This window comes from Pseudoalteromonas sp. MIP2626 (genome assembly GCF_013414205.1).
In the GTDB taxonomy this organism is placed as follows: Bacteria; Pseudomonadota; Gammaproteobacteria; order Enterobacterales; family Alteromonadaceae; genus Pseudoalteromonas; species Pseudoalteromonas nigrifaciens.
In genome coordinates, this window is sequence record NZ_JAATTW010000006.1 from 45,586 (window position 1) to 65,590 (window position 20,005).

The 20,005-nt window shown below is 37.9% G+C and carries 17 protein-coding genes and 1 pseudogene; 11 read left to right on the plus strand and 7 right to left on the minus strand.

What is annotated here, in order from left to right:
• Positions 1 to 171: 171 nt before the first annotated feature.
• Positions 172 to 591: an MAPEG family protein gene (locus HC000_RS05425; protein WP_086995727.1), complete on the plus strand. Its 420-nt coding sequence runs from the start codon at positions 172 to 174 to the stop codon at positions 589 to 591.
• A 71-nt stretch (positions 592 to 662) separates the two neighbouring features.
• On the opposite strand, the gene HC000_RS05430 is transcribed toward HC000_RS05425, so the two are convergent.
• Positions 663 to 1,403, minus strand: a complete 741-nt coding sequence (locus HC000_RS05430; protein ID WP_011329976.1) for a peptidylprolyl isomerase — start codon at positions 1,401 to 1,403, stop codon at positions 663 to 665.
• A gap of 248 nt (positions 1,404 to 1,651) precedes the next feature.
• On the opposite strand from HC000_RS05430, the gene HC000_RS05435 reads away from it, so the two are divergent.
• Positions 1,652 to 1,831: a hypothetical protein gene (locus HC000_RS05435; RefSeq protein WP_041454917.1), complete on the plus strand. Its 180-nt coding sequence runs from the start codon at positions 1,652 to 1,654 to the stop codon at positions 1,829 to 1,831.
• A gap of 82 nt (positions 1,832 to 1,913) precedes the next feature.
• The gene (ushA, locus tag HC000_RS05440) at positions 1,914 to 3,530 is read left to right on the plus strand and encodes a bifunctional UDP-sugar hydrolase/5'-nucleotidase UshA (protein ID WP_179807144.1); all 1,617 of its coding nucleotides are present in this window, start codon (positions 1,914 to 1,916) and stop codon (positions 3,528 to 3,530) included.
• Positions 3,531 to 3,562: 32 nt separating this feature from the next.
• Here ushA and HC000_RS05445 read toward each other — a convergent pair whose 3' ends face one another.
• A complete protein-coding gene (locus HC000_RS05445) occupies positions 3,563 to 4,510 on the minus strand; it encodes a hypothetical protein (protein ID WP_179807145.1) in 948 nt (315 codons plus the stop codon).
• Entirely contained in the window at positions 4,507 to 5,397 is an 891-nt protein-coding gene (locus tag HC000_RS05450; RefSeq protein WP_257025431.1) for a PhnD/SsuA/transferrin family substrate-binding protein, read from the minus strand. The genes HC000_RS05445 and HC000_RS05450 overlap by 4 nt, the downstream gene beginning before the upstream one ends.
• A gap of 212 nt (positions 5,398 to 5,609) precedes the next feature.
• On the opposite strand from HC000_RS05450, the gene HC000_RS05455 reads away from it, so the two are divergent.
• From HC000_RS05455 to HC000_RS05465, 3 genes are all read left to right on the plus strand, one after another.
• Positions 5,610 to 6,476, plus strand: a complete 867-nt coding sequence (locus tag HC000_RS05455) for a S1/P1 nuclease (protein ID WP_011329971.1) — start codon at positions 5,610 to 5,612, stop codon at positions 6,474 to 6,476.
• A 28-nt stretch (positions 6,477 to 6,504) separates the two neighbouring features.
• Positions 6,505 to 9,738 carry a TonB-dependent receptor gene (locus HC000_RS05460; RefSeq protein ID WP_179807147.1) on the plus strand — a complete coding sequence of 1,078 codons (3,234 nt, stop codon included), beginning with the start codon at positions 6,505 to 6,507 and terminating at the stop codon, positions 9,736 to 9,738.
• A 318-nt stretch (positions 9,739 to 10,056) separates the two neighbouring features.
• Positions 10,057 to 13,146 carry a TonB-dependent receptor gene (locus tag HC000_RS05465; RefSeq protein ID WP_179807148.1) on the plus strand — a complete coding sequence of 1,030 codons (3,090 nt, stop codon included), beginning with the start codon at positions 10,057 to 10,059 and terminating at the stop codon, positions 13,144 to 13,146.
• A gap of 56 nt (positions 13,147 to 13,202) precedes the next feature.
• Here HC000_RS05465 and HC000_RS05470 read toward each other — a convergent pair whose 3' ends face one another.
• Positions 13,203 to 13,634 carry a MarR family transcriptional regulator gene (locus HC000_RS05470; RefSeq protein WP_011329968.1) on the minus strand — a complete coding sequence of 144 codons (432 nt, stop codon included), beginning with the start codon at positions 13,632 to 13,634 and terminating at the stop codon, positions 13,203 to 13,205.
• Positions 13,635 to 13,800: 166 nt separating this feature from the next.
• Between HC000_RS05470 and hmgA the strand changes: the two genes are divergently transcribed.
• Both hmgA and maiA read left to right on the plus strand, forming a co-directional pair.
• Positions 13,801 to 15,102: a homogentisate 1,2-dioxygenase gene (gene hmgA, locus HC000_RS05475; RefSeq protein ID WP_179807149.1), complete on the plus strand. Its 1,302-nt coding sequence runs from the start codon at positions 13,801 to 13,803 to the stop codon at positions 15,100 to 15,102.
• Between the two features lie 6 nt (positions 15,103 to 15,108).
• Positions 15,109 to 15,741, plus strand: coding sequence for a maleylacetoacetate isomerase (maiA, locus tag HC000_RS05480; protein WP_179807150.1), 633 nt, complete (start codon positions 15,109 to 15,111; stop codon positions 15,739 to 15,741).
• A gap of 35 nt (positions 15,742 to 15,776) precedes the next feature.
• Here maiA and HC000_RS05485 read toward each other — a convergent pair whose 3' ends face one another.
• Positions 15,777 to 16,010 (minus strand): TIGR02647 family protein, encoded by a 234-nt coding sequence (locus HC000_RS05485; protein ID WP_011329965.1) that lies wholly within the window; start codon positions 16,008 to 16,010, stop codon positions 15,777 to 15,779.
• Positions 16,011 to 16,216: 206 nt separating this feature from the next.
• Between HC000_RS05485 and HC000_RS05490 the strand changes: the two genes are divergently transcribed.
• Both HC000_RS05490 and HC000_RS05495 read left to right on the plus strand, forming a co-directional pair.
• Positions 16,217 to 16,519 (plus strand): YnjH family protein, encoded by a 303-nt coding sequence (locus HC000_RS05490; protein ID WP_011329964.1) that lies wholly within the window; start codon positions 16,217 to 16,219, stop codon positions 16,517 to 16,519.
• A 54-nt stretch (positions 16,520 to 16,573) separates the two neighbouring features.
• A complete protein-coding gene (locus HC000_RS05495) occupies positions 16,574 to 16,882 on the plus strand; it encodes a VF530 family protein (RefSeq protein WP_011329963.1) in 309 nt (102 codons plus the stop codon).
• Positions 16,883 to 16,924: 42 nt separating this feature from the next.
• Here the strand turns inward: HC000_RS05495 and HC000_RS05500 are convergent, their stop codons facing one another.
• Positions 16,925 to 18,553, minus strand: coding sequence for a diacylglycerol kinase family protein (locus HC000_RS05500; RefSeq protein ID WP_179807151.1), 1,629 nt, complete (start codon positions 18,551 to 18,553; stop codon positions 16,925 to 16,927).
• A gap of 299 nt (positions 18,554 to 18,852) precedes the next feature.
• Between HC000_RS05500 and HC000_RS05505 the strand changes: the two are divergent.
• Positions 18,853 to 19,206: pseudogene (locus tag HC000_RS05505) on the plus strand (HupE/UreJ family protein); the annotation flags it as partial.
• Between the two features lie 82 nt (positions 19,207 to 19,288).
• Here HC000_RS05505 and HC000_RS05510 read toward each other — a convergent pair.
• Complete coding sequence (locus HC000_RS05510; protein WP_011329955.1) at positions 19,289 to 19,924, minus strand: TetR/AcrR family transcriptional regulator; 636 nt, start codon at positions 19,922 to 19,924, stop codon at positions 19,289 to 19,291.
• Positions 19,925 to 20,005 lie beyond the last annotated feature (81 nt).

Below are 20,005 nucleotides of genomic sequence, written 5' to 3' on the forward strand. Positions count from 1 at the left end.
TTCCATTAAAAGTATGTCGCAACTGCGATCTACGCTTATTTAAAAAGCTATTTACAGCCTAAATTAACATTTTAGATTAATGTTTTGCCACAATTTATCCGTTAATTGTGTAACACATTGTGAAAAACACCTGCATACTGCAACTAATTCAAATAATAATAAGGAAAAACCATGGAAAAGTTGATCATTTTAGCTATGTTCGCCCAAGTTTTACTCTCACTCATTGTAATGATTATTATGGGTAAAAGACGTTTTGCCGCAGCTAAAAATAAACACATAAATTTAACCGACTTTGCCACTATGCGTTTAGATAATGCAGGTGACAATGTGCGTGTTGCTGATAGAAACTTTACCAATCAATTTGAAATACCCGTGTTGTTTTATGCTGGGTGCTTACTTGCAATGCAACTCAATAGTGCAAGCATTCTGGTGGCTGTTTTAGCTTGGCTGTTTGTGATTTCGCGTATTTTACATAGCGTTGTTCACTTAGGCAGTAATAAAATAAGAATACGCTTTAATCTATTCTTAATAGGCTGTGGCAGTGTATTTGCGTTATGGCTGGTAATAATTTGGCGGGTATTACTGTTTTAACTCTTACATTAAACAACTAAAAACCCCGCTATTTAACACCCATAGCGGGGTTTCTTTATTTTGAGCATTTGTTATTTAGCGCGTTTTAAACGTGGTAACACTAATAATAAAGCCCCTAGTAACCAAGCCATACTACCGCTTGAATCTTCTTTTTGCGAAGGTGGCACTACTTGGCTAATTAATGTGTTTTTAGCCGGCGTAAGGTTCTGCGCTGAATTAGGATCGTCATCTATAACTAATACGCTTTGAATAGTCACTAAATTAGCATTACTAATGGTTACATCACTTTTTAAGCACTGCTCTGTAGTGATACCAACTACCGGTATTTCACCACAATGTACTAAAGCAGCTATTTTATCTAAAGTCGCTTGGCTATCATCCGTAATCTGTCCAAACACAGTAAAACCACTGTTTTGCACATCCAAGTTGGCACTATTATCTTTTAAGTTAAAAAACCACTGGCTAGTTGCACTGTTTGGGTTTCCACCTAGTTTAGCCATGGCAATCGTGCCTTTAACATTAGAGTAAATAGGTTCGTTAATGACTGCTGGCTTGGTTGTAATTCGATCAAAATCATCTGAGTAGGTAAAACCGCCACCTTGGATTATGAAATCTTTGACTGAGCGATGAATCACTGTTTGGTTATACGCTGCATCATCTAAATAACTCATAAAGTTTTCTACAGTTTTTGGTGTTTTTTGATCAAATAAATTAATTTTAATAACACCTTGGCTGGTACTTACTTCTACAATGGTTGCTGAACTGGCAAAGCTTACTGCGCTAAGTAACGAGGCTAATAAAAGCTTTTTCATCGTTTTTCCCTATTATTATTTTATTTAGTGTAAAGTTTAGTGATTCTTAGAGTAATGCGAGTAAGACTAAAAATCGACTGCAAAATAGCCCCTGATACAATTCAAACCAAGTCGGTTACAACTTAATTACATTTCATCACCTTCCTACTGAACTTATCCTTGTAAAAACGCTGTTTAATGAAAATGCACTTATAAATTGTTTTATTTTTGTTATGATTCCTCTGCAAATTCGTAAATGGAGAATTGTAATGTCAGAAAAAAACAACCAAATTTGTGATTTTGGTTTACATAAGGGAGAGCCCTACACACGCTTACCTGCTAGTTTTTTAATCTGGATGGTAGGTATTAATCATCAAAAAGCCAGATATGCCAGCGAAGAGCTAAAACGCAGAGAGTTAGCTGCTACTAAAAAATTAAAGTGTGATTAAAGAATGTAAAAGTGTGTTTTTGTAGCAAACTAGTTAAACTATGCGCCAATAAACGTAAGTGCTTTTAATCAATAGGTGTTTTATGCGCATAATTTTTTTGTTTGTCATTGCTTTTAGTGTACTTGGATGTAGTACTACACTCACTAGCCCCACCCCACAATATTTAACCGTACTGCATACTAACGATAATCATGGTCGCTTTTGGCACAATGAAAAAGGTGAGTATGGCATGGCTGCCCGTAAAACCCTGATTGACTCGCTACGCAATAAAGCAATCGCGCAGGGACATGCAGTACTGCTGCTTTCTGGTGGCGATATAAATACCGGCATTCCAGAGTCAGATTTACAATACGCTGAGCCTGACTTTAAAGGCATGTCGTTAATTGGTTATGATGCGATGGCTCTTGGAAATCATGAATTTGATAACCCGATGAGCGTGCTTAAAAAGCAACAGCAATGGGCTAACTTTCCTTTTTTATCGGCAAATATATTTGAAAAATCGACCGGTAAAAATGTATTTGATAGCTATAAAGTATTTTATAAAAATGGGCTGAGTATTGCTGTTATAGGTTTAACCACCACTGATACAGCCAAAATAGGTAATCCCGAATATATTCGCCAATTAGAGTTTAAAGATCCAATCGAAATCACGGCACAATTAGCACAAAAAATTAAAGCACAATATAACCCCGACATTACTATTGCGCTCACTCATATGGGGCATTATGTGGATGCCAGCCACGCAATTAATGCGCCTGGAGATGTAACACTTGCGCGCTCACTGCCAACTAACACCTTAGATATGATCATCGGTGGTCACTCTCAAGAGCCTGTATGTATGGCGGCTAAAAACGTAAATGACGATAACTTTAAACCCGGCCTAGCCTGCACGCCCGATCAACAAAATGGCACTTGGATAATGCAAGCCCACGAATGGGGTAAATATGTTGGTAAAGCCGAGTTTAAGCTTGAAAATGGCCAGCTAACCCTCTTAAATTATAAACTGCTACCCGTTAATTTATATGTTGATAAACAACACCCGGATGGCACAACGTCTAGTGTATTAGCTAACGAGTACATTACGCCTAATCCACAGTTAAACGCATTTTTAGCCGAGTATCAGGAAAAAGGCGCTAAACAAATTGAAGGTAAAATTGGTTATGTAAATGCCAGACTTGAGGGCGATCGCAATAAAGTACGCTACCAACAAACAAATTTAGCTCGCGTGATTATTCAAGCGCAAATGAACAGTACCGATGCTGACTTTGGCATTATGAGTGGCGGCGGTGTACGCGACAGTATTGCTGCAGGCGAAGTAAGTTATAAAGATATTTTAAAAGCCCAACCGTTTCAAAATCGAGTGGCTTATATCGATATTGCAGGAGAAGATTTATGGCAATATTTAGAAGTTGTAACGCGTTTCCCGCCTGATTCAGGCGCTTACATGCAGTACCACAAATTATCGTTTGAGCATAAAAACAACACCTTAGTAAAGGTATTAATAAATGGGCAAGCATTAGATAAAAGTAAAACTTACCGTATGAGCATTAATAACTTTAACGCCTCAGGTGGTGATGGCTACCCTGCACTAACCACAGCAAAAGGTTTTGTAGTTACTGATGAAACAGACTCTAACGCATTAAAGCGTTTTTTTGCAGAGCACAGCCCGATAGATGCGGCCCAGTTTGCCCCTAAATAATCTATTTTTTGGAGATAGTAGGAACGAGTATATTACTTGCCTACTATTTCTACATCGCCTTTAGCAATATTAACTAACCCGTAACTGTGTAGCCGCGAACGAGAACCCTCTCCAAATGCCTTAGGCGGATAAAAAATTTCTTTTTGTTGCGGGTATTCACTCAACACTTCATCTAACGCCGCGCGTATTTCGCTCAATGTTTTTTCAAGGCTATTATTAAAGTTAGGGCGCTTGCGGATCGTGTGCCCCAGCTCTACTAATCGATAAAAATATTTACTAGCTAATTCAATTAGCTCATCAGGTACATCTTTATTATGGCTGAGCACAACATCGCTATTACTGTTACAAAATTCAATAAGCGCTAAATAAAAACTAAGTGGTTTATTTGCTAAACATACTTGGTATTGCGGATTAAGATTAACTGACACCGTTTTAGTATTTAGATTAATAACTAACACGGGTGATTTACTTTCCTCAACAGGTTCAGGCTGCAGCGTAGCTAACTGCTTACTTTTTTGCTCTATTGTAATAACCGTTTTCAGCCAGTGGCTAACAAAAGCACTTAACATAAAAATAGCGACATAATAATAAATATAACGCCACGGCCATGGCTGTGGTTTTATATCAAAAACTAAAAAAACAGGGCCAATACTGGTCGTTAAACGCGTAAAAAACTGCGCTCCGGTTAATGTGGTTGATAGCTTTTTTTCAGCGACAATATTTAACAATAATAAATTAGTGCCGATTAGTTGCGAATTTAACTGCTTTAAATAACTATTTATATTATCTATATCACTGGAGTACTTAAGCAGTTCATTAGATAGCTCGAGTAAAGGTAAATCCAACGCTACCTGTTTTTCTATCGTGGCTATATTAAGCTTTTGCACTTGCTGTTGTTTATAGCTTACAGAGTAATAAAATACGCTACAAAGTAATAAAAAAATGAATAGCGTAATAAATGAAAATAACTGCTTACTCATATTTCATCTCGCTTAAAAGTTACAACGTCATTATCACACTGCCAAAATGACTGCGCACCTTTATAGTAATGAAGAGATTGCTCTTGCGACATGGCTAATAAATGCGCCTGTACCGAGCATAATAGATCGGTATTATTATGTGGCATTTTTAAATACCACCGCGTGCCTGCAATATTATTTTTTAGCGGTGTAATATAGTTTTTTGAAAAGCGGTTTGTATCACTTTCTTGCCAAAATGAAGCTATAATATCTACTTTTCCGTTAGCCAATAAATCACGTAAGGCATCGTGAGAGCTAGCATAAACAATATTTAAGTTTTCGAGGTTAATATCCAACTCTTTAAATATTTGCTTGGGCAATATATGCCCTGAGCGACTGGTTGGATAATCTAATAATCCAATACGCTTACCTAAAAAGTACTCTTTTGTTATTTTAGGTTTTTCTTTAGCCGAAATAAAAAATGCAGTGTAATCAGAAAACCCAACTACAGGTTGGTAGTTATAGGTAGTCTCTGCTTTAAATGCTTCCATAATATTGTTTTTAGTTAAAATAAGATCTGCAATGCCTTTTCCTACAAATTCAAAGCTTTCCGTCGTGTTATAGCGCCAGTAACTTACAACCGAACCGTACTGCTTAGCTACCACCTCATCGGTGCACAAGCTATGTGCTAATGTACCTGCTATTTTTTTTGATGGTGCAAAAATGATTAACTGGTTTTCATTTTTAATTGCAGATGTTTGGCATTCAATTGATGTTTCTATTAATTTTGCAAAGCGTAACTCACTGCTATCAACACTTAGTTGACCACACACCCACACCAAAACAATTAACAAATATAAAAATACAATTAACAGTATTTTATTGTAAATGACGCATTTAATGTTCAAACAAAACATCCTAATATTATTATTAGCCTATTTGAACAATTTTAATTACTTATTGCAATAAGTAATTTTACCTATTAACTATAAGCACCTGATTTAATTAATTTACCTACAAGTTAATATGAATATTCTTAACGCCTTCCTATCCTCCAAATAAACAAGGACAATTGACCGGATTAGTGATTTTGACCCTATAATAATTTGAAGGAAACCAAATGCGTAACAACTTAATGTCCTCAGTTAAAGCAACGCTGGTCGTCAGCGCTGTACTTGTTTGTACTAATGCTCATGCATGGGGTCAAAATGGACACAGGATCATAGCTAAAATTGCAGAGTCTCACTTAAGTGAGACAACAAAAACAAAACTTTTGCCGTTATTAAATAATGAATCTTTAGCACAAGTGTCTACTTGGCCAGATGAAATGCGCTCTGCTCCTGGTGAGTTTTGGCAAAGAAAATCATCACGCTGGCATTATATTAATACATCTGCAAACAAACCTATTTCACTCAATCATTCTCATACAAAAAATAAAGAATCTGTTACCAACATTCTTGAAGGTATTCATTACTCAATTAAAGTACTTCAAGACGAGCAAAGTTCATTAGATGCTAAGCAGTTTAGCTTACGCTTTTTAGTACACCTGGTAGGTGACAGCCATCAGCCTTTTCATGCTGGGCGTGCAGATGACCGTGGTGGTAACAATATTAAAGTGAAGCACTTTGGTCAAGAAACCAACCTACACAGTTTGTGGGACAGTAAGTTAATTGAAGGCGAAAACCTCTCATATACTGAATTTGCTGACTTTATCAATACTAATAATCAAACTTTAATTAGTGAGTACCTAACCAGTACCCCTACAAGTTGGTTAGTAGAATCAAACAACTTAGCAGAATCAATTTATAATAAAAATGAAACAAATATTAGCTACAGCTACATTTTCGACCATATGCCAATAATTAAAACTCGGCTGCAACAAGGCGGAATAAGACTCGCCGGTTTATTAAATAGTTTATTTGATGAATCAGCAACACCGTTAGTCAGTGCACTTAAGATGCAAACTAGCGAAAAAACAACTAACTAAGTAACTTTTAATACGGGAAAACAACATAATGAATAAACTTCGCCTTTCGAAATTAACCGGAGCAATTATTTTAGCTCTTGGTGTTTCTGCAAGTGCTATGGCTGCTGACACGTCATCTGCAATGCGCGGTAAAATCACTACTCCATCTGGTGAAAGTGCTGCAAATGTAAAAATTAAAGTTATTCATGGTCCTACTGGAACTGTAAGTGAACTTACAACCAATTCAAGTGGTACTTTTATAGCTAATGGTTTACGTGTTGGGGGTCCATATACAGTAATAATCGACTCTGATACGTTTAACGACACTACGCTTGAAAACATCTATCTAGAATTAGGTGATACTTATCGCTTAAACTCTCAGCTTAGACCATTAAACATGGAAAAAATTGAAGTTTCTGGCTATAAAATAGTACAACAATCAGGTGGCTCTAGCAGCTCTTTTGGCGAAGATACAATTCAAAACATGCCAAGCTTTAACCGCGATATTAAAGATATTGCGCGTTTAAACCCACTTGCCAGTATTAACGGTAATGGCGAGCTAACGTTTGCAGGTAGTAACCCTCGTTCAAATGGTTTAACTGTTGACGGTATTGGTCAAAACGACGATTTTGGCTTGAACTTCGGTGGCTACCCTACTTCTCAGCCTCCTGTCGCACTTGATGCTATTGAGCAAGTTTCTGTTGATGTATCTCCATTTTCGGCTTCTAAAGGTAACTTTGGTGGCGGTACTATTAACGCAGTAACGAAATCTGGTACAAATGAGTTTAAGTTCTCTGGCTTTTACGAAATTTCGACTCCTGAGATAGCTGGCGACGTAAAAAGTATTCGTGAAGAAGATGAATTAGACCCACTAACGGGGCATAAAACTTATTCTTTTTATGATGTAGAGCCTATCCAGTCAGAAAAGCGTTATGGTTTTAACGTAGGTGGCGCTATCGTTGAAGATGAGCTGTTTTATTTTGTAAACTATTCTAAATGGTCGAGCGAACAAGATCTAGATTATGGCTTTGACGGTTCTGGTGCTGCTAACGAATTTAATACTTCTGAAGCTAACTATAACCGTTTCATCTCTATCTTAAATAATGAATATGGCTTTACTGATTCATTAGCCGGCGCACCTGAAGATACCAACGAAAGCTTATTAGTAAAACTAAGCTGGAATGCTAGCGATGAACATCGCCTAGATTTCACTTATCAGTGGCAAGACGATCAAGACGAGCGCAATAGCAGCAGCGGTGGTAACTCTGTTGTTATGCGATCTAATACTTACGCTTATGTTACTAAGTTTAATAATTTTTCAACTAAATTATACTCAGATTGGAGTGACAACTTCTCTACTGAGGTAGGCATTGCGTATAAAGATGTAACATCAAACAGCAATACACGTTCAGATTTAGGCAGTGTTCGTGTCTATGAAGAAGAAAAAAATGGTCGCGGTACAGGCGCTCAATTTGCTTTTGGTACAGACAGCACCCGCCACGCTAACGTATCTGAAACTAAAAACCTAACGCTTACATTTGATGCAACCTATTTAATGGATGAGCATGAAATTAACTTTGGTGCGCAGTACGAGTCATTGAAACTTTATAACCTATTTGCCGAAGATTCATTAGGGTCGTGGCAGTTTAAAAGCTTAGATGACTTTGAAAATCGTATGGTAAGTTTTGAAGCTTCAGATTGGAAAAAAGATGAAAATGGCAACTACCCATACGCTTTTGAGTACAAAAATGCCTATACCAACAATTCAGCTGATAAAGCTTATGATGTAACGCGTAACCAGCTAGCGCTTTATATTGAAGATAAGTTTTACATTGGCGATGACTTAGAAATGACTGCTGGCATTCGTTACGAGCGCTTATCATCCGATGACAAACCAACGCTTAATGAAAACTTTGCTAATACTTATGGCTTTACCAATCAAGAAAACCTTGATGGTATAGATATTATTTTACCGCGTATCGGCTTTAAATATTATGCTACAGAGGCACTTACAATAAGTGGTGGTATTGGTCGCTTCCAAGGTGGTATTCCAAACGTATGGTATAACAACTCCTTCCAAGCCGATGGTATTACAGAAGTTACAGCCCCTTCAACCGTTATTAATGAATATTATGCTAATAACCAAGCTGATATTACTCAAGTCCCAGATGAAATTAAAAACTCATTAGAGAAAGGCAGCGGCAGCGTTGCTTTTATAGACCCTAATTTTAAATTGCCTTCAAGCATTCGTACTCAAATTGGTTTTGAATACGAATTCGACTCTGAATTATTGGGCAACGGTTTTAAGTGGCAAGCAGAAATCGCTTATCATAAAAAAGAAAATGAAGCCGTGTGGCACAATGCTTCGATTCAACCAGATGGATTGGCGGCAGATGGTGAACGAGTTATTAACAAAACTATTTACGACAACTTTGATAATGCTGATATCGTAATGACTAACTCATCTGAAGATGGTCGTTCAATTATTATTTCAACAGGTCTAGCTAAAGAGTGGGACAACGGCTTATTTACCTCTTTTAGTTATGCACATCAAGACGTTACTGAATCTTCTATTGGTTCAGCATCGCAAGCTGAAGGTAACTACAAGCATAATGTTACCGTTAACCGTAATGAAGACCTTGCTGCACGAGGCTCTTACGAAGTAGAACACAGTTTTAAAATTAATTTAGGTTACAATACTGAATTCTTCTCAGGCTATGCAACCAAATTTAATGTTTACTTTGAACGTCGTTCTGGTCGTCCATTTAGCTACACTATGGATATGCACCAAGATAGTGACTTAGGCGATACGAAAACGTTATACAAAAACGGCGCATACTTACCTTATATTCCAACAGGAGCTGATGACCCTCTCGTGAACTGGAGTGAATCAGGAACGAATTGGAATCAGTTAGAGCAACTGTTAAACAAAGCCGGTATCTCTGAACGAGGCCAAATACTTGGCAAAAATACAGCGACTCAGCCTTGGGTAACAACCATGGATGTAAGTATCAAGCAAGAAATTCCTGGTTTTTCACAAGGCCACAGTGGTGAAATTTACTTCATGATTGATAACTTTGCCAATTTACTTAACAGTGACTGGGGAATCGAAAAGCGTTTAAGTTATGCAAACCAAACTATTTATGACTTTGGTGGTTTAGATGATGAAGGACGCTATATTATCGATTCAGCATATGATGGCGCTGATGTGCGAAATTATTCGCAAATCAGTTCATCGTCGTCAGCTTGGCAAGCTAAAATTGGTGTGAGCTATAAGTTTTAATACCTAATAAAACATTACGCTTTATATTAGTTAAACCCATTACAACTTTGTAATGGGTTTTTTCATTTAAACTCCCTTTTTCATCTATTTGTCATAAATAGTATTTACTCTCTTTTACAACACGAACATTTCATTATTAACATTAATAATCCGTAGCATTAATCTATAAACATAAAAAACATTACACTTGTAGCTTATTTGTAAACATAAACTAATGTATAATATGTATAGATTTAGTACTGCATGAATTTGGTTCGTTTGTTTAGTGCAAATACTTTATAAATATAAAAAGTTTAATAAACCACATGGGAAAACAAAATGAAAATTCAACTTCGTAAAACAGCTCTATCACTCGCTATTGCAGCCTGTGTTGGTGTAAGTGGTGCTGCAATCGCCAACGAAACGTCATCGTCTGTTAAAGGTCAGATTACGGGTCCAAATGGTAATCCAGCTGTTGATACTCAAATTACAATTATTCATATACCATCAGGTTCAACAAAGACCGCAACAGTTAATGCACAAGGTAACTTCTCGACCAAGGGATTGCGTGTTGGTGGTCCTTATAAAATAATTGTTGATTCTGATACTTATCAAGATACTCAAGTTGAAGATATTTATTTAACGCTAGGACAAACTTACCCTGTAACCGTTGCTCTTCGCTCACAAGAAATGGAACAAATCATTGTAAGCGGCGCACCAATAAGCTCACAATCAGGTAGTACAGGTCCAGCTACATTTTTCACATTAGATGATTTAGAAAACAAGCCTGCAATTAATCGTGATTTAAAAGATATTATTCGCGCCGATCCTCGTATTTATATCGACGAAACAAATGCTGGTGCAATTAATTGTGGTGGTGGCAACCCTCGCTTTAATAGCTTAACGGTTGATGGTGTTCGTATGAACGATAACTTTGGCCTTAACTCAAGTGGTTACCCTACCGAAAGAATGCCTTTTTCTTTTGATTCTATTGCACAAGTTGCCGTAGAACTAGCACCATTTGACGTACAATACGGTGGTTTTACCTCTTGTAATATCAATGCAGTGACTAAATCAGGTACCAACGAATTAACTGGTGGCTTCTTCTATGATTATACTAACGACTCAATGTCGGGCGATTCCATTAAAGGTAATAAACAGCAACTTGGTGATTACTCAGAAAAGCGTTATGGTTTTAACGTTGGATTGCCACTAATTGAAGATACACTATTTTTATTTACCTCTTATGAAAAACTTGAAGGCGCACAAATATTTGCATATACCCCATTTGCGAATGGTCGAATTAATCAAGCAACTGTGGATCGTATAACCCAAATAGCTAAAGATAACTATAATTACGATGCTGGCAATATGACGCCTAGCATGCCTGTTGAAGATGAAAAAATATTAGTTAAACTAGATTGGAACATCAACAACGATCATCGTGCTAGTTTTGTGTATAACTATAATGATGGCTTTAGTTTAGCGCAGTCAGATGCTGATGCAAATGAACTCGCATTATCAAGCCACTTTTATGAGCGTGGCGCTGAGCTACAATCTTATGTCACCTCACTTTACTCTGATTGGACAGATAACTTTTCAACAGAAATGCGTATAGGTTACTCAAAATTAGATAACCGCCAAGACTCTTTAGATGCTGCTTCAGGATTTGGTGAATTCCGTATTGATACAGGTGATATAGATGTTTATCTTGGCCCAGATGATTCACGTCAAGCAAATAAACTCAAGTATGATAATTTATCTCTTAAACTAGCCGGTACATACTACTTAGAAGATCATGAGCTTTCATTTGGTTACGAACGTGAAGAGCTAGATGTATTTAACTTATTCGTACAGCATAATGAAGGTGAGTATCGTTTTAACTCTATCGAAGACTTTGAAAATGGTGTAGCGCGTGTTTATTATGGTAATGCTTCAAGTCATAACCCTGATGATGCAGCGGGTGAATTTAAGTACGCACTTAACACTCTTTACGCACAAGACAAGTTTGAGTTAATCGATTACGATGTATCATTCATTGTAGGTCTACGTTACGACTGGTATACCAGCGATGACAAGCCAACTCATAACCAAAATTTTGAAGATCGTTATGGTTTTTCTAATAGCCAAAACTTAGACGGTATAGATTTGTTACAACCGCGTTTAGGCGTTAACTGGATTTATAACGATCAGTTAGAACTTCGTGGTGGTGTCGGCTTATACTCTGGTGGTAACCCTAACGTATGGGTATCTAACAGCTATTCTAATGATGGTGTGCGTAATATTCAGGTAAACCAAGAAAACCTACAAATTTTAGGCCCTAATGCTATTGCATTTAACGGTAATGGTCAGCCTGGTTACGATATCCCACAAGACTTATTTGATAATGTTGGTCAAGGCGGTGCTGATGCAAGCACCAATGTAACAGACCCTAATTTTGAAATCCCTTCTGAGTGGAAATTCTCGCTAGGTGGTACTTATATTACCGAGAGTGAATATGTATTTAATGTTGATTATCTATATACCGACAAACAAGACTCCGCAATTATTAGCAACCTGGCAAATGAAAAAAGTTCAGTAGCACCTGATGGCCGCCCTGTTTACAGTGATGATTTACATCCTCGTGAGTCTGATCTAATGCTAACTAATGTTAAAGGTGACGACGCATATTCACATGTTTTATCCATAGCAATGAATAAATCTTTTGATAACGGCATTGATTTAGCGCTTTCTTATGCTTATACAGTAGCAAAAGATGTGCATCCAATGACAAGCTCTGTTGCATTTTCTAACTACCATAATATTGCAGTATCAGATACAGAAAACCCAGGGCTTGCTGCATCAAACTACGAAATTCCACATCGCTTTACTATGAGCTTATCTTATAACCATGAAATATTTGATGGTTATGACACTAAGTTCAATCTATTTGGTCAGGCATCGCAAACCAGTCCTTATTCTTATGCGTTTGACTCTCGCTCTGGTGGCTTAGGCTTTAATGACAGCAGTCGTCAATTACTATATATACCTACCTTAGATGATAGTAAAGTTGTTTACGGCGCTAACTTTGATAAAGCAGCGTTTGATGAGTGGGTTAATAGTGAAGGTTTAGCTCGTGGTCAGATCCAAGAGCGTAATAGTATTGATGGTGATTGGTGGGTGACGCTTGATTTCAAAGTTGAGCAGGAGTTTATGGGCTTTACTGATGCTCAAAAAGGCTCAGCTTACTTTGTAATTAAAAACATCGGTAATATGCTGAATGACGATTGGGGCGTGCTAGAAACAGGTAATTCATTTCAAAGTGCTGTTTCTGCAGATATCGTGAATGGACAGTATGTGTTTAACAGCTTTAATAACCCATCGGGTGCAAGCATTGATGTTAAACCATCTCTGTGGGAAATGCGTGTAGGCGTAAAATACACTTTCTAATTAAAATTAGATAATAATTTTAATTAGTTTAGAGCCCATCTTATGATGGGCTTTTTTTATGGCTGTAACTGATGTTTTAATTTTTCAAAAATGCTCATCATTTGCTGGCGCTCATCGTCACTGAGTGTATTTAGGAGCTGCGCTTCCCATGCAAGTGCCTCTGGGGTGATTTTTTTATACAGAGCCTCGCCTTCATCAGATAGCATTAAAAATGCAGCACGTTTATCTTGCTCATTCACTTTGCTGCAAATAAAACCTTTAGTTATTAAAGCTTTTACCGCTCTCGATACCGTTGATTTATCCATATCAGCTTGCGTGCATAATTGTTTAGCTGTGCTTTGCCCATATTGCGCTAAGTTAGCGAGTATGCGCCACTGCGGAATATTTAAGCCAAATTCACGTTTATACACTTTGGCAAAGTCGTTACTCACAAGCGTAGCTATATTGGTTAATTGATAAGGTAAAAACGTATCTAAATTGATCTTCATCGTTGTAGCACCACTCGTTGGGCCTGCGTTTTAATTCAACTGGAAATGACTGTTCATTATTATTTACAGTGAATTAACTTACGCAATTTGAAATTAGTCTCACTTGAGAGTATCTTAACTTAAATAATAACAAGATTAAACTACCCCACTCTCACAGGAGTTGCTAATGGCTACCGAATTAAAATACATGACTGGTTTTGGTAATGAGTTTGAAACCGAAGCTTTGCCTGGTGCATTGCCTATCGGACAATTTAGTCCGCAAAAAGTAAAGTACGATTTATATGCAGAGCAATTTAGTACAACCGCGTTTACTGCGCCGCGTGCACAAAACCGTCGTAATTGGCTGTACCGTATTCGTCCCTCTGTTATTCAAGGCGATTATATCGCAATGGATAATGGCTTAATTCGCACTGCGCCTATTACCGAAGTAGTAACTCCACCAACTATGCTGCGCTGGAACCCTATCGATATTCCGCAGCAACCAACTGATTTTATTGATGGCTTAATTACTATGGCCGCTAATGGTAGTGCAAATGGCCAAACCGGTATTGCTATTCATGTTTATGTTGCTAATAAATCGATGGACGGACGTTATTTTTATAATGCCGATGGCGAAATGTTGTTTGTACCGCAGCAAGGTGAATTATTGCTCAAAACTGAGTGTGGTAATTTAACCATAAAAGCGGGCGAAATAGCGGTTATTCCCCGTGGTATAAAGTTTCAGGTACAACTATTAACAGCGACTGCGCGCGGTTATATTTGTGAAAACTATGGCCATCAGTATGAATTAGCTGAGCGTGGCCCGGTCGGCTCTAACGGTTTTGCCAACGATCGTGACTTTCAATACCCAGTTGCTGCTTTTGAAGATATAGAAGGTAAGTTTGAATTAGTGGCTAAATTTAACGGCAACATGTTTCGTTGTGATATCGGCCACTCGCCTCTAGATGTAGTTGCGTGGACCGGTAACAGTGCGCCGTATAAATATGACTTAGCACGTTTTAATGTAATGAATACAGTGAGCTTTGATCACCCAGATCCTTCTATTTTTACCGTACTTACATCGCCATCAGGTACTGAAGGCGTGGCTAATATTGATTTTGCTATTTTTCCTCCACGCTGGATGGTGGCCGAAAACACCTTTCGCCCTCCTTACTTTCATCGCAATATAATGAGTGAATTTATGGGCTTAATAGAAGGCGTTTACGATGCTAAAGAGCATGGCTTTGTTCCCGGGGGTATGAGTCTACACAATTGTATGTCGCCACATGGACCTGAAGCCGACGTGTTCGACAAAGCCTCTAATGCCCAGCTTGAGCCACAACGTTATGATAATACGCTGGCATTTATGTTTGAATCACGTTATATCATATCCCCAACTAAATACGCTCTTGAGGGCAAAGAGCGCCAAACTAACTACACTGATTGCTGGCGCACAATTAAAAAGCAATTTACTGGATCACAAGGATAATTAACCATGAAACTTTATAGTTATTTTCGCTCATCTGCCGCATACCGGGTGCGTATTGCGCTTAACTTAAAAAACATTGATCACGAATTGGTTGGTGTTAATTTACTAAAGTCTGAACAATTAGGTGCAGCCTACTTAGATAAAAATCCACAAGGCTTACTCCCTGCACTTGAAACAGCTGACGGTGTGCTTGGGCAATCTCTGGCTATTTTAGAGTATCTTGAAGAAAGTCATCCAAACACTGCGCCATTATTATTTGGTAACGCATGGCAAAAAGCACAAATTCGTAATTTAAGTTACGCCATAGCCTGCGACATTCATCCTTTAGATAATTTACGTGTACTCAAGTATTTAAGTAACGAACTAGGGGTAGACGATGATGCTAAAAACACTTGGTATCGTCATTGGGTAGAAGTAGGGTTTGAAAAAGTAGAGCAACTGCTTGATAGTAATAACGCTTTTTGCGTGGGTGAGCAACCAAGCCTTGCCGATGTGTGCTTAGTACCGCAGGTATTTAATGCTATTCGTTTTAATGTAAATATGGCCGCATATCCTAAAATAGCAGCCATTTATGAGCGTTGTAATAAGCTCGATGCATTTATTGATGCCGCACCACAAAATCAACCTGATGCAACCTAGTCTAAATAATTAGCCTAGGTAATTAACCCAGAAAATTAGCCTTGTAAGGCACTGTGCACCACAGTTACATGGTCAATTAATTCTAAGCCCAGATCAGTTAAATAACCGCCATCTGGGCTATCTATAATTCCTTTATCAAATAAACGTTGTGCGGCGCTTAACAAGCTAGGCTCTGCGTCTGAATGAAGTTTAATTCCCTGCATTTTACTTTCACGCGGAAATTTAGCTAATAGTGTAAATTCATCGATCATTGTTTGGTTAAATTGCATATATTTTCACCTATTTATTGTTCTGTGTTTTACTAAATATAAATATACCCAAGTCAAGAAAGCGCCTTTTATATAAGCAGCTGTCTAATGTTAAGGTGCTATAAAATACCCAATTACGCATTTTTATGGTGTTTGTGTATACCTTACCCTAGCATGTTTTTTAGCTTAGTGTATTATTTTTAAACCTGCGACAATTTGAGACTAAAATGCGCCATTTATTAATCTTATGTTTTTATATTAGCTGCTTAAGCTATTCGCTACTCAGCCATGCTAATACAATTAAAACCCACTCTGTTATCGATGCTAATCAGTTTGTAAATACCGACACAAGTTGTTGGTACGACAATAAACGCTACAGCGAAGGAGCGTTAATACAAATACACTCATTTACGCTTATTTGCGGGGCTAAATTTGTACAACATAACAACAGTCAACTAATTTGGCTTAAACTCGACAAACAAGGCAATGCAATTTACCCTACTAAGCCCGCTACAATTACAGTGAATTAGCCTCTACGAGTGAATTAAGTTACACTATGCGCAGTTTAAATAAGTAGTGTAGCTATGGATAATCAACCTAAAAACCCTTTACATGGGGTAACGTTAGAACAAATACTTGTTGAGTTAGAGCAACGACTTGGCTGGAGAACTTTGGGTGAACAGGTTAAAATTAAATGCTTTACTGATGCACCAAGCATTAAATCGAGCTTAAAATTTTTGCGTAAAACCCCATGGGCACGAGATAAAGTAGAAGCGCTTTATATTCATACCATAAATAACAAGCCAATTCGTAGACCCAAAAGTGCACCAAGGCCCACTTCCGATAGAGCACCTGATACATCGGGCTTTGTTTGGCCTTCGATCAAAAAATAAATAATAAAACGGCGTGTAATAACGCCGTTTTATAGCCGTGTATTATTTATCTAGCTGTTCTTTGCAAATAACGTTTAATGATCCAGGTGAGATTGTAATAACTAATTTGTTAGAAGTTTTCACCTCTCCATCTACTACGTATTTAATCTCTTGCTCTGCACTTACTTCCACTCTTTTAGCATTTGTATGATGCGAATTAATAGCTAAATGTGTTTGTGTAATGCTGCTAAACATAAGCTCGGCAATACTCAGTACTGTAGTGCCATTTTCTTTATTGGGTATTAACCAATTCACATCAAGAAGCCCGTCACTATGATCGGGCTGCCCGCCACCTTGAGCTAGCAAAGTAGTAAAGGGTGCGGCATTAGCAACAATAAAACTATTGGTACTCACTTGCGTTGGTTCGTTATCATCAAGCTTTATCGTTAATACTTGTGCTTTTTGTTCACCAAAAGCTTGTAAAAAACCATTTAAATAGGCCAGTTGCCCAGATTTGTTTTTAGCTTCACGGTCGGCTTTTTCAATCATGGAGTGTTCAAAGCCAATTCCTGCCAGTAGTAACATTAGCTCGTCGTTACAATAAGCTGTGTCGATTAAACTTGTTTGCCCATCAATAATTAAATCACAGGCTTGTTCAACAGGAATAAATTTTGATTTTATGCCCATTAACACATGCGCTAATGCGTTAGCCGTGCCCAGCGGAATAATACCCAACCTGCATTTAGTGTGCGCTAATACACTGGCCACTTCTGTCACTGTGCCGTCACCACCACAAGCAATAATAATATCTGGCTGCTCTTTTATTGCCTGTTTAGCAAGCGCTACGCCGTTAACTTCTTTTGAGGTTGTTAATACGGTTAAGTCGTAATAAGCCGATAAACTAGCAATAATTAGGTGTTGTTTGTCTTGCCACATTTTTGTGCCCGACACTGGATTTGCAATCAAAAATGCTTTGTTTTTAATTACTAACTCACCTTTTTTATGGCGCTTAGCTAAGTGATGTAATTGGCGTTTATTAAGATTAGCTGTCTCGCGAGTTTCTTTTATTTGTGCCAGTATTTGATGCACATCGGCATCTTTATTTTGGCTAAGCAAGTAGGCCGCCATTACAAACACAGAGCGCCCGCGCCCTAAAGCACAATGCACCACCACACGGCGATCTTTTTGTACATGATGATGGATCCAATTAATTGCTTGGTTTAACTGCGAATGCGTAGGAACGCTATGATCGAGTACCGGAATGTTTAAATAATTAATGTTTTCTTGCGTAGAGCTCCACTCTAAACCGTCAAACTCGCACGTTACATCAAGTATTGCGGTAATACCGTTTTCTTTTAGCGTATCTATGTCAGAGGGAAATAATCGACATGCCAAAAACAAATGTTCATTAATCTTTTGAATAGGCGGCACTTTATCGTGCTTACGAGCCCACGCATTGTATAATTGTGCGCCAAATAAAAAAGGAATAAACGCCCAGCGAATATAAAAAGGGATAACGCCGTTTTCTCGTTTTCTAAACACTTTTGCTATATCGAATATATAAGCGCCCCCCACTAAAAGTAGTGACAATGCACTCCAATAAAATACAATCGAAAAGTAAATTGAGTTAACTTCCCAGCCAATAAATATGAGTATAAATGCCAATAGTAAGTAACTAATTGCAGCCCACATATGTTCTCCTTTTATAATATATACTCGTTGTTGTTATATTTATTAATCATGTCTTAATATTGTAAAAGCAAATTTTACGCCAGCATTCACTTATCCCTGATTAATTATATTATTGATAATTAACACTTTAATTTTTATTTATTAAGCCTTTTTTTAGTCCACTTATAAAACATTGCTGTTTTTACACTATAGTAGGCTAATTGTTCACATTAGGAAAATACACTTTGTTTACTTGTATTGGGCTGGATTGTAGAAGCATTTATAAAAACTTGCCATAACGCACCCTATCAAACACATACCCTAATAGCCGCTGGGTAGAGCTAGGTATTGCCCTGTCAGTACTTTTTGCTGCACTTAATAATGTGTGGCCACTGATATTGCGCTTAGGCTGGGTAACATTTGCATTTGGTTTATTGCACGGCATGGGGTTTGCCAGTGTATTGGGTGAGTTGGGGCTGTCGAGCGATTATCAGCTATTGAGTATTGTAGCATTTAACTTAGGGGTAGAAATTGGTCAGCTCAGTATTTTACTCATAGCATTGCCGGTGTTAATCAGCATAAGAGGCTATCAGTGGTATAAGAAATGGTTAATGCCGGTGGGTTCATTTGCTATAGCACTGATTGCATTACAATGGTCAATCGAGCGGTTTTAACCTGTAACCGCCCTAATACCAATTTGAGCACTTTTTATAGTGCTTTTTACAGTACTTTTTACAGTACTTTTTACAGTACTTTTTACAGTACTTCGTCATGCACTTCAAAAGGCATGAGTAGCGTTTTCATCGCTGGGCGAAGTGCTATTAATACTGTTTCTTCGGTGAGTTCTGGGTAGAGCATTTTTCGAAGAAATAAGCCCGCCATCATCGAAAAAATAACATTAATACGGCTATCGAGTTCTTGCTCTGAGTGTGATTTTAACAAGCTTCTATCGCTAATTAATAACTGTCTCATTCTATCGCGCGCTTGGGTATCAGCCTCGTGTAGTAACGTAGCCACTTTATTGTTTCTGGCCGCTTCTGCCATCATGTCTAAATCGATTACACACGCCCCGGTATCCATATGCCTTTGCACTCCTTTGTGCAAACTGCCTAAAAGTATTGTGAGGATATCGCCAGGCTGCTCTTCAAATTCTTGAAATATAGAAAACATTTCTTGCATATCTTGCTCAATAATACTCTCTATTATTGCTTCTTTACTTTCAAAGTAGTTATAGATATGGCCGGCACTCATACCCGCAGTTCTTGCAATTTCAGCCATGCCTGCCCCATGATAGCCTTTGCGACGAAAGCAGTCTGCTGCAGCATCTAGTACTTGTGTGCGCCGTGCTTCGACTAATGCAGGATCTGCATGTCTTTTACTTTTATGGGTCACTTACAACTCCACTATTTAACCTGTCTATTATAAAAACCAATTGCATCTAAATATTTAGTTACAGCAAATAAAGCGCTGTTA

Excerpts from the sequence above, each read along its gene's own strand:
- HC000_RS05425 (WP_086995727.1), top strand. The coding sequence starts at position 172 with ATGGAAAAGTTGATCATTTTAGCTATGTTCGCCCAAGTTTTACTCTCA.
- HC000_RS05430 (WP_011329976.1), bottom strand. The coding sequence starts at position 1,403 with ATGAAAAAGCTTTTATTAGCCTCGTTACTTAGCGCAGTAAGCTTTGCC.
- HC000_RS05435 (WP_041454917.1), top strand. The coding sequence starts at position 1,652 with ATGTCAGAAAAAAACAACCAAATTTGTGATTTTGGTTTACATAAGGGA.
- ushA (WP_179807144.1), top strand. The coding sequence starts at position 1,914 with ATGCGCATAATTTTTTTGTTTGTCATTGCTTTTAGTGTACTTGGATGT.
- HC000_RS05445 (WP_179807145.1), bottom strand. The coding sequence starts at position 4,510 with ATGAGTAAGCAGTTATTTTCATTTATTACGCTATTCATTTTTTTATTA.
- HC000_RS05455 (WP_011329971.1), top strand. The coding sequence starts at position 5,610 with ATGCGTAACAACTTAATGTCCTCAGTTAAAGCAACGCTGGTCGTCAGC.
- HC000_RS05460 (WP_179807147.1), top strand. The coding sequence starts at position 6,505 with ATGAATAAACTTCGCCTTTCGAAATTAACCGGAGCAATTATTTTAGCT.
- HC000_RS05465 (WP_179807148.1), top strand. The coding sequence starts at position 10,057 with ATGAAAATTCAACTTCGTAAAACAGCTCTATCACTCGCTATTGCAGCC.
- HC000_RS05470 (WP_011329968.1), bottom strand. The coding sequence starts at position 13,634 with ATGAAGATCAATTTAGATACGTTTTTACCTTATCAATTAACCAATATA.
- hmgA (WP_179807149.1), top strand. The coding sequence starts at position 13,801 with ATGGCTACCGAATTAAAATACATGACTGGTTTTGGTAATGAGTTTGAA.
- maiA (WP_179807150.1), top strand. The coding sequence starts at position 15,109 with ATGAAACTTTATAGTTATTTTCGCTCATCTGCCGCATACCGGGTGCGT.
- HC000_RS05485 (WP_011329965.1), bottom strand. The coding sequence starts at position 16,010 with ATGCAATTTAACCAAACAATGATCGATGAATTTACACTATTAGCTAAA.
- HC000_RS05490 (WP_011329964.1), top strand. The coding sequence starts at position 16,217 with ATGCGCCATTTATTAATCTTATGTTTTTATATTAGCTGCTTAAGCTAT.
- HC000_RS05495 (WP_011329963.1), top strand. The coding sequence starts at position 16,574 with ATGGATAATCAACCTAAAAACCCTTTACATGGGGTAACGTTAGAACAA.
- HC000_RS05500 (WP_179807151.1), bottom strand. The coding sequence starts at position 18,553 with ATGTGGGCTGCAATTAGTTACTTACTATTGGCATTTATACTCATATTT.